This is a genomic window from Roseovarius sp. (assembly GCF_040223625.1).
GTDB lineage: Bacteria > Pseudomonadota > Alphaproteobacteria > Rhodobacterales > Rhodobacteraceae > Roseovarius.
In genome coordinates, this window is the sequence record NZ_JAVKFX010000026.1 from 74,188 (window position 1) to 90,014 (window position 15,827).

Genomic DNA, 15,827 nt, shown 5'->3' on the forward strand with positions numbered 1-15,827 from the left:
AGAAATACTCAAATCCCGACACCGCCACCGGCGCCGCCGCCCGCCACTCTATCGCCGCCATTTCCACATGCAACGGGGGCCTACCGCTTGCGGGCCCAGTCATACTGCGCCGCCGTCTCAACCGCACAAGGTCTGACCGCCCTGAGCCGTTCCAGCGCCGGCCCCGGCTTCTCGCCACAGGCCACCATCAACTTGAGCGCGGCGGTCCCCGACCGCCCGCAGCCGCCCATGCAATGGATCAGAACCCGTCCCCCGCCCCTCAGCGCGGCACAGGCGCGCTCGCTGGCGGCCTCCCACAGCGCCTCGGCCTCGCCCGTCGGCACGCCGAAATCGTGGCACGGGATATGATGCCACCGCGCCCCGGAATTGAGCAGCTCCGGCCCGAGGTCGCCCGCCCCCGCCGCCACCATCTCGACCTCCGTCACCATCGAGATCACCAGCGCCGGCTTCCAGTCCTTCATGTGGGCGATATCCTCGGCATAATGCCCCCCGCGCCCCGGCATCGGCGCGATGGCAAGGATGCCGCGCCCCACCGGAAGCCCGAAGATCACGAATCCCGACATCGCCTCCACCTCAGATCCCGTCCGCCCCGAAGGTATCGCAAGCCCCCGGATCGCCGTTCTCGTAGCCCCGCGCGAACCACCCCGCCCGCTGCTCCGACGTGCCGTGCGTGAAGGTATGCGGCTGCGGCACCCGGCCCGCGCGCTCCTGCAGGTAATCGTCGCCGATCCGCCGCGCGGCGTTCAGCGCCTCCTCCACGTCGCCGGGCTCCAGCAGGCCATCGACGTTCCGCGCCCAGACGCCGGACAGGCAATCCGCCTGCAATTCCAGCCGCACCGTCAGCGCATTGGCCTGCGCCTTGTCGACCGATTGCCGCGCCCGGCTCACCTCCGGCAGGATGCCAATCTCGTTCTGCACGTGATGCGCCACCTCGTGGGCAATGACGTAGGCGGCGGCGAAATCCCCCTTCGCGCCCAACTGACGGCTCAGCGTCTCGAAGAACGCGGTATCCAGGTACGCCTTCCGGTCCGCCGGGCAGTAGAACGGCCCCGTCGCCCCCGACGCCCCTCCACAGGGGCTCTGGGTCACGCCCGAAAACAGCACCAGCACCGGCGGCTCGTACTCCTGCCCGAACGCCTCGGGAAAGACCTCCGTCCAGACCTCCTCGGTCGTCGCCAGCACCTGGCTCGCGAACTGCCCCGCCTCCTGCTCCTCGGCCGACAACTCCCGCGGCGCCTCGCCCTGCGCAAACGGGTCCTGCCCCTCCAGCAGCGGGGTGATGTCCACCCCCGCGAAATAGGCGATCGCCACCACCACCAGCAGGCCGACGCCACCGATCCCGGCCCCCGCCCGGCCCGACCGCCGCCGGTCCTCGACATTCCGGCTCCGCCGGATCCCCCTCAGCCGCATGGTTTCCCTCCGGGAAAATGGAACACGACGACCACTATAAGCAGCTTTGCGGCACCCGGAAAAGCCCGGAGCGTCCGGGCCTATCCCGGCCCGTCCACCACCTGCCCCGGCCTTGCCCCGGCCCAGTCCCGCAGGAACGCCGCCATGTCCTCGCGCCCGCAGGCGGCGATCAGCGCCCTCGGCAGCGCCACCCCCTGCTCCAGCGCCAGCCGCGCGCAGCCGATATGGTCCCGCTCCGCCCTGGCCGGGTTGGTCTCCGCCCCGTGCAGGATGGCCGACAGCAGCGTGCCGCCATGGCCGTTGACGAACCCCAGGTCCGGCCGCAGCGACAGGAACCACGCCAACACCTCCGGCTTGCCCTCCCAACCGGCGGCATGGGTCGGCGTGATCCGGTCCGGCTCGTCCGCCGCGTCATAGGGCAGGCCCAGCGCCACCAGCCGCCGCATGTGGTCCAGCCGGTCGGTCAAATGCACAAGCTCCCGCAACAACCCCCGGAACGCCTCGGGCAGCTTCTCGGGGTCGATATACTCCCCCGGGCTCTCGCCCCCCTCCGCCGCACGCGCCAGCAACGCCTCCTCCCGGCTCAGCGCCCGGTCCACCCCGCGCGCCTCCAGCGCCTCCACCAGCGCCCGGTTCCCGTAAACCCGCGCCATCGCATAGGCGCTCACCCCCTGCCAGCGCCGCGCCGTGTCCGCCCCGGCCTCCAGCAGAAGGTCCACCATCCGCGCATCGCTCATCCGCCGCGCGGCATGGTGCAGCGCCGAAAGCGCGCCCCCGGCCTCGCCCTCGTCCGCCTTCGCCCCATGCGCCAGCAGCATTTCCACCGCCGCGTGATCGTGGAAATCCATCGCACGGAACAGCGCGTTCGTCCCCTTCGGATCGGCCCCCGCCGCCAGCAGCATCCTCAGCGCCCGGTGATGCCCCAGCTCCGTCGCATGATACAGCGACTCGCCATCATCCGGGTCCGCCCCCCGCGCCAGCAGCCACTCCGCCAGCACCATGTTGTCCGCATGCCCCACCGCGCCATAAAGCGCCGACAGGCTCGGCCCGCCCGGCGCCTCGGCAAACCCGTCATTCACGTCCGCGCCGTGTGCCAGCAACGCCTCCGCCACCGCCAGCATGTCCGCCTCAAGTTCGGGGCGCGCATGGATCCACCGCGAGAACGCCAGGTGCAACATCGGCGTCCGCGGACCCAGCCTGGCCACCGTCAGCCCCGGCTCCCTCGCCAGCGCCGCCTCGACGGCCTCCCGCCGATACAGCGCGCATTCCAGCCCGAACTGCCCGTCCGCCAGGTCCGGAAACCGCGCCAGCAACGCCTCCACCCGCGCCACCTGCCCGCGAAACAGCGCCACCTTCAACTGCTGCAACGCCGCCGCCCGGTCCATCCCCATCGCCTCGGCGGCCGCCTTCAGCCGGGGCCAGCTCTCGAACCCCGCCTCCCGCGCCACCGCGTGCAGGAAATCGGCGCGCACCAGCGCGTCGGCCGGCTTGCCCGGCCCGTACTGTTTCAGCCGCTCCACGGCCCAGGCCTCGCCCGCCGCATGGGCGCGCTGCAGACGTTTGGCCGCGAATCGCAGCCCGTTAAGGGAAAGATCATCCATGATCCGGGTTCCTCTCGATCAGGGGCCCGCGATCCGCCAATCCGGGCAAGAGAAAACCGAAATATGTACTGGTCGTCCGTCGAAGGCAGGTGCGCACGCTTTCCGCGGATCAGGCGGCCCCCTGCAAAAGGCCGTGCCCTCATCTTACACCGCCAGCCACCCGGCGCATCCCCCAACTTTCACTTTTCCAAAAATACTCAAATCCCCACGCCCGCCCCAAATACCACCACCCGCCATTCATCCCCGTCCTGCCTTTCCGGGGCGGGGTGGGCGGGCGGGGGCCCCGGCAAGGCCGGACGCCCCACCACAATCCCCCTGTGGGCGCCGGGCGCAACTCCCCTTACCTTGCCCCTCGAAGCCCAGAACAGGACCCCCATGACCGACGCCGACTCCCAAGCCGCCTACCAGGTTCTGGCCCGCAAGTACCGGCCCGAGACCTTCGCCGATCTCGTCGGTCAGGATGCCATGGTCCGCACCCTCAAGAACGCCTTCAAGGCCGACCGCATCGCCCAGGCCTTCATCATGACCGGCATCCGCGGCACCGGCAAAACCACCACCGCCCGGATCATCGCCAAGGGCATGAACTGCATCGGCCCCGATGGCCAGGGCGGCCCCACGACCGATCCCTGCGGCCAATGCGAACACTGCAAGGCGATCATGGAAGGCCGCCATGTCGACGTGCTGGAAATGGACGCGGCCTCCCGCACCGGCGTCGGCGACATCCGCGAGATCATCGACAGCGTCGCTTACCGCGCCGCCTCGGCCCGCTACAAGATCTATATCATCGATGAGGTTCACATGCTCTCGACCAGCGCCTTCAACGCGCTGCTCAAGACGCTCGAGGAACCCCCCGCCCACGTGAAGTTCATCTTCGCCACCACCGAGATCCGCAAGGTGCCGGTCACCGTGCTCTCCCGCTGCCAGCGCTTCGATCTGCGCCGCATCGACCCCGAGCAGATGATCGCCATGCTCCGCCGCATCGCCGATGCCGAAAAGGCCCAGATCGCCGACGATGCCCTCGCGCTGATCACCCGCGCCGCCGAGGGCTCGGCGCGCGACGCCACTTCGCTCCTCGATCAGGCCATCTCCCACGGCGCGGGCGAAACCACCGCCGAACAGGTCCGCGCCATGCTGGGGCTGGCCGACCGGGGCCGCGTGCTCGACCTCTTCGACCTGATCATGAAAGGCGATGCCGCCGGCGCGCTCGGAGAGCTCTCCGGCCAGTATGCCGAGGGCGCCGACCCGATGGCGGTCCTCCGCGACCTCGCCGAGATCGCCCACTGGGTCAGCGTCGTCAAGATCACCCCCGAGGCCGCCGAAGACCCCACCATCGGCCCCGACGAACGCGACCGCGGCCGGGCGATGGCCGAGGCCCTGCCGATGCGCGTCCTCACCCGCATGTGGCAGATGCTGCTGAAATCGCTGGAAGAAGTCGCACAAGCGCCCAATTCGATGATGGCCGCCGAGATGGCCGTGATCCGGATGACCCATGTCGCCGAACTCCCCACGCCCGAGGATCTCGTGCGCCGCCTGCAGGACGGCCCGCCGCCCCAGCCCCCCGCCGGCGGCCCGGCTCCCGGCGGCCCCGGCGGCGGCGGCCACGCCCCGGCCCCTACCGGCGCAACCTCCGCCTACACCCCCGGCGTCTCCGCCCAGCCCGGCGCCTCCGGCCCCTCCGGCCAGACCACCGCGCTCGCCGCACAATCCGACACGGCGCTGGCGCATTACCCCACCTTCGAGCACGTGGTCGAGCTGATCCGCGCCCATCGCGACGTCAAGCTCTTGGTCGAGGTGGAAACCTGCGTCCAGCTCGCCGCCTACCGCCCCGGCCGGATCGAATTCTGCCCCACCGACGACGCCCCCGCCGACCTCGCCGCCCGCCTCGGCGCCGCCCTGCAACGCTGGACAGGCAACCGCTGGGGCGTCTCGGTGGTCAGCGAGGGCGGCAAACCCACCATCGCCGCCACCCGCGACGCCGCCCGCCTCGCGCTCGAGGACGAGGCGAAGACCCACCCGATGGTGCAGGCCGTCTTCTCCGCCTTTCCCGGCGCGAAGATCACCGGCATCCGCACCCCCGAGGAACAGCAGGCCGAGGCCCAGGCCGAAGCCCTGCCCGAAGTGGACGAAGAATGGGATCCGTTCGAGGAGGACTGACCGCCGCCCTCCTCCTGCCCGCGCCCGCATGGGCCCAGGTCTGCGAGGAGCTGCGCCCGGGATGGGACGGCACGCCCGTCTCGGCATGGTCCGAGGCGCTGCTGCTCTTCACCTCCCCCGCCGCCCTGATCCTGCTGGCGGGCAGCCTTCTGGCCGTCCGCACCAAAAGCCAATGGGGCACCCTCGCCGCCTGCGTCGGCTGGAGCGCGCTGGTCTCCGTCTACGCGTTCCTCGACGGCGGCCGCACCGAGGCCATGGCCCAGGGCTGCATCGGCTCTCCCGTGATCTTCATCGCCACCGCCGCCGCCCTCTGCGTCGCCATGATCCTCTACATCGGCGTCCCTGCCCGGAAAGAAGACGGCGCCTGACACCCGTCCGGCCCCCGAGCCGGGACCTCGCGCAACCCTAGACCCCGGTTCCCCGTAGGGTGGGTGAAACCCACCACCCCTCCACGCCACGAAGTCTTTAAAAGACTTCGCCCCGATATCTTTTCAAGATATCGCCCCTTACCGCGCCCCCCCACGAGAAACCCCGACCCGGGGCCTCGTCCAGACACCGACGCAATACCGACAAAATACCGACGTCATACCGACGCTGAAAACCCGGCCTTACCCTACGCCTCCGTACGGTCCTCGCTCCACAGTGCCCACATCGCGAACATCGGCGCATCGCCCGTCCGCATCGCGTGGGAAATCCCCGGCTCGTTGTACAACCAACCTCCAACCCCCGGCGCGAACCAGCCGCTGTCGCCATGCCGGAATTCGCCCTCGCTGAACACCAGGTAGGTCTCCTCCGGCGGGTGGTTGTGATCCGGATAGCGCACCTCCGGCGCCAGCAGCGACACGCCGAGCCACACGTCCGACCGACGCTCGATCCCGCCCGGTCCGACGATCATCGCGTTGGCGTGCCCCTCGTTGATATTCTCGCTCGCGGTGGACATGTCCCCGCCTCTCGTCCGCCATTCGAGCCGCGGCTCCAGATCCCCGAACGCCTTGATAACGCGGCGCAAATCCGGCGCCTCGAACCGCTCGGGCACCGCCACCTCGTCGAGCAGGGCACAGACCGGCAACCGCCCGGCTGCCTTCTCCGCCATCTCCCCGGGCTTGGCCAGCGCCGCCCGGATCTTCGCCAGCGAGGCCTGCGCCCGCGGATGGTCCGCATGCGCCTCGAAGGCATCGAGACTGGCATCCAGGAAGGTCTGCAATTCGTCCGGCCGGTCCGCCATGGCGCTCTTCCAAAGGGCAGGTTGTAAACCCGCTCACCCTTCGATGATTGCGCCGCCGCGTCAACCCCGCCTCAGACGCCCCGCACCCCGTTCAGGGTCAGGTCGGCCACCACCCGCGCGTAATCCTCCCGCGCCTCGGGCCCGGCCCCGCTGTTCCACATGAAATACCAGTTCAGCATCCCGAACACCGACATCGTCACCGACCGCAGCTTCGCCCCGTCCCGGCCCAGCGCCTCGGGCGCCACGCCCTTCAGAACCTCGCCGACATAGACCACCATCTCCCGCTGGTAGCCCCGCAGCACCGTCTGCTGCTCCGCCGGCAGGCGCCCCACGCCGTTCACCTGCACCCGGTGCTCGTGATCCGAGCCCTGGTAGGCCAGCAGCACCTCGCGCACCACGGCCCGCACCCGATCCTCCGGGCTCAGACCCTCCAGCGCGATGCCGCACACGCGATCCCGCAACCCCCGCAGGTAAGTCTCGAGGATGTCGTAGAGAATCGCGTCCTTGCCGTCATAGTAATGATAGATATTCGCTTTCGAGATCCCGCAATCCCGCGCCAGCTGGGTCATCGACGCCCGGTCGAACCCCTCGGTCGCGAACACCTTCGCGGCCGAGGCGAGGATCTGCGCCCGCTTCTCGTCGTGGTCCTTGGCGATCGTCCGGGCCAAACCTTATCCCTTCGCCCGGTTGTCGACCACGCGCTGCGCCTTGCCCTGCGAGCGGGCCACGTCACCGGGCTCGCCGACGATGACCTCCGCCGACACGCCCACCACGTCCTTGATATGCTTGGTCAGCATCCGTGCCGCGGCGCTCTTGCTGGCCTCGTCCGCGGCCTTCGGATCGGCCTCCACGAAGACCCGCATCGCATCCATCCGGCCCGCCTTGTAAAGCTCGATCTGGAAATGCGGCGCCAACCCACCGGTCGCCATCACCTGCTCCTCGATCTGCGTCGGGAAGACATTGACGCCCCGCAGGATGATCATGTCGTCCGACCGACCCGTAATCTTCTCCATCCGCCGCATGCTGCGCGCCGTCCCGGGCAGCAGCCGCGTCAGGTCGCGCGTCCGGTACCGGATCATCGGCAGCCCTTCCTTGGTCAGCGTGGTGAAGACCAGCTCGCCCATCTCGCCATCCTCGACCACCTCGCCGGTCTCGGGGTTGATGATCTCGGGGAAGAAATGATCCTCCCAGATATGCAGCCCGTCCTTGGTCTCGACGCACTCATTGGCCACGCCCGGCCCCATGATCTCGGAAAGCCCGTAGATGTCGACGGCGTGCATGTCGAACGCCTCCTCCACCTCGGACCGCATCGCGTTGGTCCACGGCTCCGCCCCGAAGATCCCAACCTCCAGCGAGCTTTCCCGCGGGTCCAGCCCCGCCTTGTGGAACTGCTCGAGGATGTTGAGCATGTAGGACGGCGTCACCATGATCGTCGTCGGCTTGAAATCGTCGATCAGCGTCACCTGCCGCTCGGTCATGCCGCCCGACACCGGCACCACCGTACAGCCCAGCCGCTCGGCGCCGTAATGCGCGCCCAGCCCCCCGGTAAAGAGCCCGTACCCATAGGCCACATGCACGATGTCCCCGCGCCGTGTGCCGCTCGCCCGCATCGACCGGGCCACCATGTCGGCCCACATGTCGATGTCGTTCCGCGTATAGCCCACCACCGTCGGCTTGCCCGTGGTGCCCGACGACGCATGAACCCGCACGATCTTCTCCCGCGGCACGGCGAATAGGCCGAACGGGTAATTGTCGCGCAGGTCGGCCTTGTTGGTGAACGGAAACTTCGCCAGGTCGCTCAACGACTTGAGGTCATCCGGATGCACCCCCGCCTGATCGAACCTCTGCCGATACATCGGCACGTTCTCATAGGCATGCCGCAGCGACCATTTCAGCCGGTCCAGCTGCAACCCCCGGATCTCGTCGATCGAGGCCACCTCGATCGGATCGAGGCTCGATTTCTCCGGCGTCAGGTCCTTCATCGCGTCCTCCCTCGCGTCATTCGTCGAACAGGGTGCCGCTGATCGTCCGGGAAAAGCCCCGGAACTCGGCGATCTTGCGGCCATCCTGGTTGGTCACGGTCACGTCATAGATGCCGCTGCGACCCGACAGGTCGGTCTCCTCCGCCTCCGCCGTCAGCACGTCGCCCTGCATCCCCGGCGCGAGGTAGCTGATCACGTTGTGCTGGGCCACGGTCGACTGGTTGCGGCTGTTGCAGGCAAAGGCAAAGGCGCTGTCGGCCAGCGTGAAGGTCACGCCGCCATGGCACATGCCGTGCCCGTTGCAATGCTCGGGCGCCACGGTCATCCGCATCACCGCGCGGCCCTCGTCGACCTCGACGATCTCCATGCCGAACCACTGGCTCGCCCGGTCGCCCTTCCACATCGCCTCTGCGGATTTCTCGGCGCGTTCCTTGGGCGTCATGCTCATTCCCCCTTGAAGACCGGCGCGCGCTTGCCAAGGAAGGCCGACACCCCCTCGGCATAATCCGCGCTCTCGCCACAGCGTTTCATCGCCACCGCTTCGCGTTCCAGATGCTCGTCGAGCGAGTTGGTCGCCGCCTCCTGGATGCACGCCTTGGTTTCCGCATAGCCCAGCGTCGGCCCCTCCGCGAACCGCTTGGCATAGCCCCGCGCCTCCTCCATCAGGCTCTCGTCCGGCAACGCCTTCCAGATCAGCCCCCAATCCTCGGCCTGTTTCGCGGTGATCGGCTCCGCGGTGAAGGCCAGCCCCTTGGCCCGCGCCTCGCCAATCAGATGCGGCAGGTGCCAGCTTCCGCCGGTGTCGGGGATCAGCCCCACCTTGGCGAAGGACTGGATGAACTTGGCGCTTTCCGCCGCCAGCACGAAGTCGCAGGCCAGCGTCAGGTTCGCCCCCGCTCCCGCCGCCACGCCGTTCACGGCACAGAGCACCGGACACTCCAGCGACCGGATCAGCCGCACCAGCGGCGCCCACAGATCGCGTACCGTCTTGCCGAGGTCCGGCGGCCCGTCCATCTTCGACGGGTCGCGGTCGCCAAGGTCCTGACCCGCGCAGAAGCCTCGGCCCGCCCCGGTCAGCAGCACCGCCCGTTTGCCGTCGTCCCGCGCCGCCTCCAGCGCGGCACGAAGCGCCTTGTGCATCTCCTCGGTAAAGCTGTTCATCCGGTCCGGGCGGTTGAGCGTGATCTCCACCCAGGTCCCGTGATCCTCCACCAGAATCGTCTCGCTCATGCGTCTGCCTCCCCGCGTGTTTCCAAATCGCATCTTGCATAAACCGACCGGTTGGTCAATAAATAACCGACCGTCGATTCCGACGCCCCGCACCTGGATGGAAGGAGCGCCCAGATGACCCTCATGAACGTCAAAAGCTACGCGGCCGGCGAATGGATCGCACCCGACGATTCGGCGCGCGAGATCGAAAGCGCCATCACCGGCCAGGTCATCGCGCGGGCCGGCACAAGCGCCCTCGACCCGCAGGCCATGCTCGACCACGCCCGCAGCAAGGGCGGCCCCGCCCTCCGCAAGCTCACCTTCCACGACCGCGCCCGCATGCTTAAGGCGCTGGCCCAGCACCTGACCGAGCACAAGCAGGCGCTTTACGACATCTCCTACGACACCGGCGCCACGAAACGCGACCACGCCTTCGACATCGACGGCGGCATCGGCACCATGTTCGTCTTCGCCTCCAAGGGCCGCCGCGAAATGCCCGACGGGCATGTCCTGCCCGATGGCGGGCTTGAAGACCTCTCCCGCTCCGGCAGCTTCCTTGGGCAGCATATCTGCACCCCCCTCCTCGGCACCGCCATCCACATCAACGCCTTCAACTTCCCCGTCTGGGGCATGCTGGAGAAACTGGCGCCGACGCTCCTCGCCGGCATGCCCGCCATCGTCAAACCCGCCACCGCCACCTGCTACGTCACCGAGGCCTGCGTGCGCCTGATGCTCGAGGCCGACATCCTCCCCGAAGGCGCGCTGCAACTCGTCTCGGGCGGCATCGGCGACATGCTCGACCGGCTCGACTGTCAGGACGTGGTCGGCTTCACCGGCTCCGCCGCCACCGCCACCAAGCTGCGTGCCAATCCCAACCTCGTGCAGAATTCCACCCGCTTCATGGCCGAGCAGGACAGCCTCAACGCCTCCATCCTCGGCCCCGATGCCGAACCCGGCACGCCGGAATTCGACCTCTTCATCAAGGAGGCGGCGACCGAGATCACCACCAAGGCGGGCCAGAAATGCACCGCCACCCGCCGCATCCTCGCCCCCGAAACCCATGTCGACGCGGTGATCGAGGCGCTGTCGGCCAAGCTCTCCAAAACCACCATCGGCGACCCGAGGCTAGACGACACCCGCATGGGCGCCCTCGTCTCGGCCGACCAGAAACGCGACGTGCTGGAAAAGCTCGACATCCTCGGCGCCGAGGCCAGCCGTGTCTTCGGCGACCCCGACGATTTCACCATCACCGGCGACGAGGCCCAGACCGGGGCCTTCCTGCCGCCCATGCTCTACCACTGCACCGACCCCGACCGCGCCCGGCGCATCCACGACACCGAAGCCTTCGGGCCGGTCTCCACCATCATGGGCTACCGCGACATCGGCCACGCGGTGGACCTCGCCAATCGCGGCGGCGGCTCGCTCGTCACCTCGCTCATCACCCACGACCCCGCCACCGCGCGCGAGGTCACGCTGGGCACCGCCGCCTATCACGGCCGCCTCTACATCAACGACCGAACCTCGATGGCCGAAAGCACCGGCCACGGTTCGCCCATGCCGCACATGGTTCATGGCGGCCCCGGGCGTGCGGGGGGCGGCGAGGAGCTGGGCGGCATCCGCGGCGTGAAGCACTACATGCAGCGCACCGCCATCCAGGGCTCGCCCGACATGCTCACCGCCATCACCGGCACATGGGTGCCCGGCTCGACCGAGGCCGAACGCCCGGCCCACCCTTTCACCCGCAAGTTCACCGAGCTCGACATCGGCGACACGCTTTACACCCCCGCCCGCACCGTCACGCTCGACGATATCGAGACCTTCGCCCATTTCACCGGCGACACCTTCTATGCCCACATGGATGACGAGGCGGCCAGGCGGAACCCGTTCTTCCCCGGCCGCGTCGCCCATGGCTACCTGCTCATCTCCTTCGCCGCTGGCCTCTTCGTCGAGCCGAACGAAGGCCCCGTACTCGCCAATACCGGCCTCGACAACCTGCGCTTCATGAAACCGGTCGAAGCCGGCGACGCCATCAAGGTCCGCCTGATCGTCAAGGCCAGGACCCCCCGCACCCCCGATTACGGCGAGGTCCGCTGGCAGGTCACCCTGACCAATCAGGACGACGAAAAAGTCGCGGAATACGAGTTGCTTACCATGAACGCCACTTGAGGCTGCCCGGGCGTCGGCCTATACTTCGTATATGCAAACGCCTGACACGGAACGAAAAATCCAACGCCTCGCCGAGTGCGGCCCGCTCAAGGCCTGGTCGGTGATCGTTTCCGTGCTGGGCGATTTCTGCCTTGCCCGGCACGACAGCATCTCGGGACGCGATCTCAACGCCCTGATCGAGCGTATCGGCCTCACCGCGCCCACCATGCGCGTGGCCCTTCACCGCCTCAAACGCGACGGCTGGATCCAGACCGAGAAGAAGGGGCGCGACGCCGCCTACCGCCTCTCGGCCATGGGCTGGCGCGAGACGCAGGCCGTGCGCGACCGGATCTATGCCACCGGCCAGCCGCCCGCCGGGCCGGCGCAGATGATCCTCGCCCCGCCCAGCGTCACCGCCGCCGATTTCACCTCCGCCCTGCCGAAAACCGCCGCCGCCCTCGCGCCCCGGACAGCCATCCTCGCCGGCCCGGCCACCGGCCTGCCGGCCGGGTACTGGCTCACCCCGCTCACCCCCGGCGCCGTGCCCGCCTGGGTGGCCGACGCCGTCGCCGCCCCCGAACTCCGGAAGGATTACGCCCGCCTGACCGAGGCGGTTGCCGACGTGCTTGCCGCCACCCCGCCACAGGACAGCCTGTCGCTCAGCGCGGTCCGCGTGCTGACGCTGCACCACTGGCGCCGCCTCCGCCTGCGCCATGACGATTTGCCCGACATCCTGCTCGGCGACGACTGGGAAGGCGCCCGCGCCCGCCAGATCGTCATGACCGCGCTCGACCGCTTCCCCCGGCCCTCACCGGGCGACCTCGCAGCCTGAGCCACCCGCCCCGGGCCTGACCCGGGGCCTCGCGCGGCTCCGAAGCCACCCCCAGCCAGAACGAAGAGGTCCCGGCTCAGAGGCCGGGACGCGCTCGGCACAAAGCCCCCCGCCCCGGACTTGATCCGGGGCCTCGCGCCATCACGTCATCCGGCCAGGCTCGGCAGCCAAAGCACGATCCACGGGAACGTCACCAGCAGCCCGATCGTCACCGCATCCGCGATGAAGAACGGCGTCACCCCCTTGAACACGTCCTGCACGCTCAGGTCCGGCCGCACGCCCGCCACCACGAAACAGTTCAGCCCGATCGGCGGCGTGATCAGACAGAACTCCGCCATCTTCACCACCAGTATCCCGAACCAGATCGCGCACATCGTGCCGTTCATCCCGAACGCGCTGTCCGCCGCCGAGACCATCTCGCCCCCGTTCAGCGCCATCACCGCCGGGTAGACCACCGGCAGCGTCAACAGCAGCATCCCGATCGCGTCCATGAACATCCCCAGCACGGCATAGGCCAGCAGGATGCAGACCAGGATCAGCATCGGCGACATCTCGAGCGAGGTGATCCAGTCGGCGAACGCCCCCGGCAGGTCGGCAAACCCAAGGAACCGCACGTAGATCAGCACGCCCCAGATGATGGTGAAGATCATCACCGTCAGCTTCGCGGTCTCGATCAGCGCCGATTTCAACTCCTTCCACCGCATCCCCCGGTAAAGCGCCATCAGGAAGACGATGAACGCCCCCACCGCGCCGCCCTCGGTCGGCGTGCCCCAGGCATCGCCGAAGGGGTTGTAGACGAAGAAGATGATGATCACGACCACCGCCACGATTGGCAGCGCCGGCGGCAGCGACACGAACCGCTCCTTCCACGTATAGCCCGTGACCGGCGGCCCGACCGACTTGAAGATCACCGCGATCCCGACGATCAGCGCCGCATAGACCAGCGCCGAGAACGCGCCGGGGATGAACCCCGCCAGCAGCAGCTTGCCCACGTCCTGCTCGACGATGATCGCGTAGATCACCAGGATCGCGGAGGGCGGAATGAGGCTCGCCAGCGTCCCGCCCGCGGCCACCACGCCCGCGGCAAAGGGCTTGTTGTACCCGATCTTCAGCATCTCGGGGATGGCGATCCGCGCGAACACGGCCGCCGTCGCCACCGATGCGCCCGACACCGCGGCGAACCCGGCCGTGGCGAACACCGTCGACACCGCCAAGCCACCCGGCAGCCACGCGATCCACCGCTTCGCCGCCTCGAACATCGCCCGCGTCAGCCCCGCGTAATAGGCGAGATAGCCGATCAGGATGAAGGTCGGGATCAGGCTCAGCGCATGGGCCGACACCTTGGAATGCGGCACCTGCCCGGCGGTCTTCGTCGCCACCGTCAGCGCCCAGGCGAAATCCTCGCCGCCGAAATCCTTCTTCGACCAGAAGATGATGATCAGGCCCACGAACCCCGCCATCCCGGCGGCAAAGGCCACGCGCATCCCCAGCACCACCATCACCAGCATGCCGCCCGTGACCCAGAGGCCGATTTCAATGCTGTCCATCAGTCACGCCCCTCAAGCTGGTCGGCCTCGCTCGCCGCCTGTTCCGCCACCGACTGGATCAGCGGCACCGAAACCGGCTCTTCCAGCCCCAGCACCAGCGCCCGCCCATAGGCCCATATCTGGATCAACAGCCGCAGGCACAGCACCGAGAACGCCACCGGCACCAGTATCTTCGACGGCCAGACCGGCAGCCCGATATCAATCGTGCTGTCCCGGCTCCAAAGCGGGCGCGACATGTCGAAACTCCGGTCGAAATGCGCCCAGCTTCCCCAGATCAGCCCGACGATCAGCAGCAGGATCAGCACCACCGACAACAGCTCCGCCGCCCACAGCACCCGGCCCTTGAGCTGCCCGATCACGATATCCATCCGGATATGCCCGCCATCGCGCTGGACATAGGCGATGCCCATGAACGCGATCAGCGGCATGATCACCTCGATCCAGTCGACATAGCCCGCCATCGGCGTGCCGAAGAATTTGCGCCCGCCCACCGAATAGGCGGCCAGGAACATCAGCGAGAACACCGCGATCCCGCTCAGAAGCGCGAAAAACCGTTCCAGCTTGGCAAGATGCCGGTCCAGCCGGCTCAGCAGGCTGCTGTCTTCCAGCACGGTCGATGCACCGGCCATGGTCCCTCCCCGTTCCGTTATGTCCGGAATCGAAAGGGCCGCCCGGGTCTCTGCCGGACGGCCCGTTGTCACGCGATCAGTTCGACGCCTTCGCCTCTTCCAGCGCCGAGCTCACAAGGTCATAGAGCTCCTGCCCGGGCAGGCCCTGGCCCTCCATGTCCTCGATCCACTGCTCGCGGATCGGGTCCGCGGCCTGCTCGCGGAACGCGGCCAGCTCTTCCTCGGAGATCGTCACCTTCTCGACCTCCTTCTCGGCCAGCACCTCGTCCCAGCGCTTCAGAAGCTCGCCGTAATTGGCAAGGTAATGGTCGATCGCTTCCGGAACCGAGCTGTCCAGCGCCTCGCGATGCTCATCCGACAGCCCCTCGTAGGCGTCGATGTTCACCACCACCGGACAGTTCACCGTGCCGGGGTTGAGGTTTGCCGTCCACCAGTCGGCCTGGTTGATCGTGCCAAAGGAAAGATGCGCGTGCTGGGCAAAGGCGACGGTGTCGACAACGCCCGATTCCATCGCCTGGTAGGCCTCCGTCGCGGTCACCGAGGTCGGCACCGCGCCCACGGCCTTGAACGCCTCGCCAAGCCCGCCGGTGGCCCGCACCCGCATGCCTTCGAAATCCTCCAGCGAATCCCGCACTTCGCCGGTGCCGACGATGTTGTACTGCGGCATGGGCGAAGTCATCAGCAGCTTGGCGTTCCACTGCGCCATCTCGTCCTGCACCGCCGGATGATCGTATACCGCATGGCTCACCGCCACTTCCTGGTCGAGATTCTCGACGCCCAGGAACGGCAGCTCCAGCACGGTGATCAGCCGGTTCTTGTCCGGGTGATAACCGGCACAGAACTGCGCCATCTCGAAGGCGCCGATGGAAATCCCGTCAAGGTTCTCGCGGTTCTTCGACAACCCGCCATAGCTCACGTTCATGGTGAACTCGCCATCGGTCTTCTCGGCCACAAGCTCTGCCAGCTTCTCCACATGCTCGGTAAAGGCGCGGCGTTTGCCCCAGACCGACACGTTCCATTCGGTCGCCACGGCTTCGCCCGCGAATACCAGCCCGAGCGCGGTGGTCAGGCCTAGTCCGAAAATCTTCTGCAT

General features: G+C 68.1%; 15 protein-coding genes. 4 read left to right on the top strand and 11 right to left on the bottom strand.

The features are described 5' to 3' along the window. Positions 1–80 precede the first annotated feature (80 nt). From RLN94_RS07050 to RLN94_RS07060, 3 genes are all read right to left on the bottom strand, one after another. Positions 81–563 (bottom strand): protein-tyrosine phosphatase family protein, encoded by a 483-nt coding sequence (locus tag RLN94_RS07050; RefSeq protein ID WP_350123509.1) that lies wholly within the window; start codon positions 561–563, stop codon positions 81–83. 10 nt (positions 564–573) lie between these two features. Continuing rightward, positions 574–1,410, bottom strand: coding sequence for a KPN_02809 family neutral zinc metallopeptidase (gene ypfJ, locus RLN94_RS07055; RefSeq protein ID WP_350123506.1), 837 nt, complete (start codon positions 1,408–1,410; stop codon positions 574–576). A gap of 80 nt (positions 1,411–1,490) precedes the next feature. Continuing rightward, positions 1,491–3,011 carry an ankyrin repeat domain-containing protein gene (locus RLN94_RS07060; RefSeq protein ID WP_350123504.1) on the bottom strand — a complete coding sequence of 507 codons (1,521 nt, stop codon included), beginning with the start codon at positions 3,009–3,011 and terminating at the stop codon, positions 1,491–1,493. 375 nt (positions 3,012–3,386) lie between these two features. Here RLN94_RS07060 and RLN94_RS07065 point away from each other — a divergent pair, with 375 nt between their 5' ends. Both RLN94_RS07065 and RLN94_RS07070 read left to right on the top strand, forming a co-directional pair. Then, positions 3,387–5,165: a DNA polymerase III subunit gamma/tau gene (locus RLN94_RS07065; RefSeq protein ID WP_502949452.1), complete on the top strand. Its 1,779-nt coding sequence runs from the start codon at positions 3,387–3,389 to the stop codon at positions 5,163–5,165. Beyond that, positions 5,141–5,533: a hypothetical protein gene (locus RLN94_RS07070; RefSeq protein WP_350123498.1), complete on the top strand. Its 393-nt coding sequence runs from the start codon at positions 5,141–5,143 to the stop codon at positions 5,531–5,533. Before RLN94_RS07065 ends, RLN94_RS07070 begins: the two co-directional genes overlap by 25 nt. A gap of 245 nt (positions 5,534–5,778) precedes the next feature. Here RLN94_RS07070 and RLN94_RS07075 read toward each other — a convergent pair whose 3' ends face one another. The 5 genes from RLN94_RS07075 to paaG all read right to left on the bottom strand — a co-directional run bounded on the left by RLN94_RS07075 (position 5,779) and on the right by paaG (position 9,602). After that, positions 5,779–6,390 carry a dimethylsulfonioproprionate lyase family protein gene (locus RLN94_RS07075; protein ID WP_350123495.1) on the bottom strand — a complete coding sequence of 204 codons (612 nt, stop codon included), beginning with the start codon at positions 6,388–6,390 and terminating at the stop codon, positions 5,779–5,781. 71 nt (positions 6,391–6,461) lie between these two features. Continuing rightward, positions 6,462–7,058 carry a TetR/AcrR family transcriptional regulator gene (locus RLN94_RS07080; protein WP_350123492.1) on the bottom strand — a complete coding sequence of 199 codons (597 nt, stop codon included), beginning with the start codon at positions 7,056–7,058 and terminating at the stop codon, positions 6,462–6,464. 3 nt (positions 7,059–7,061) lie between these two features. Continuing rightward, positions 7,062–8,372, bottom strand: coding sequence for a phenylacetate--CoA ligase PaaK (gene paaK, locus RLN94_RS07085; RefSeq protein WP_350123489.1), 1,311 nt, complete (start codon positions 8,370–8,372; stop codon positions 7,062–7,064). Between the two features lie 16 nt (positions 8,373–8,388). Beyond that, a complete protein-coding gene (paaI, locus tag RLN94_RS07090; protein WP_350123486.1) occupies positions 8,389–8,814 on the bottom strand; it encodes a hydroxyphenylacetyl-CoA thioesterase PaaI in 426 nt (141 codons plus the stop codon). Between the two features lie 2 nt (positions 8,815–8,816). Then, positions 8,817–9,602, bottom strand: a complete 786-nt coding sequence (gene paaG / locus RLN94_RS07095; RefSeq protein WP_350158844.1) for a 2-(1,2-epoxy-1,2-dihydrophenyl)acetyl-CoA isomerase PaaG — start codon at positions 9,600–9,602, stop codon at positions 8,817–8,819. 114 nt (positions 9,603–9,716) lie between these two features. On the opposite strand from paaG, the gene paaZ reads away from it, so the two are divergent. Next, the gene (gene paaZ, locus RLN94_RS07100; RefSeq protein WP_350123480.1) at positions 9,717–11,747 is read left to right on the top strand and encodes a phenylacetic acid degradation bifunctional protein PaaZ; all 2,031 of its coding nucleotides are present in this window, start codon (positions 9,717–9,719) and stop codon (positions 11,745–11,747) included. 100 nt (positions 11,748–11,847) lie between these two features. Then, positions 11,848–12,558 carry a PaaX family transcriptional regulator C-terminal domain-containing protein gene (locus tag RLN94_RS07105; RefSeq protein ID WP_350158843.1) on the top strand — a complete coding sequence of 237 codons (711 nt, stop codon included), beginning with the start codon at positions 11,848–11,850 and terminating at the stop codon, positions 12,556–12,558. 146 nt (positions 12,559–12,704) lie between these two features. On the opposite strand, the gene RLN94_RS07110 is transcribed toward RLN94_RS07105, so the two are convergent. From RLN94_RS07110 to RLN94_RS07120, 3 genes are all read right to left on the bottom strand, one after another. Next, positions 12,705–14,105: a TRAP transporter large permease gene (locus tag RLN94_RS07110; RefSeq protein WP_350123474.1), complete on the bottom strand. Its 1,401-nt coding sequence runs from the start codon at positions 14,103–14,105 to the stop codon at positions 12,705–12,707. Further along, the gene (locus RLN94_RS07115) at positions 14,105–14,734 is read right to left on the bottom strand and encodes a TRAP transporter small permease subunit (protein WP_350123471.1); all 630 of its coding nucleotides are present in this window, start codon (positions 14,732–14,734) and stop codon (positions 14,105–14,107) included. Before RLN94_RS07115 ends, RLN94_RS07110 begins: the two co-directional genes overlap by 1 nt. A gap of 76 nt (positions 14,735–14,810) precedes the next feature. Then, positions 14,811–15,827 (bottom strand): C4-dicarboxylate TRAP transporter substrate-binding protein, encoded by a 1,017-nt coding sequence (locus RLN94_RS07120; RefSeq protein ID WP_350123468.1) that lies wholly within the window; start codon positions 15,825–15,827, stop codon positions 14,811–14,813.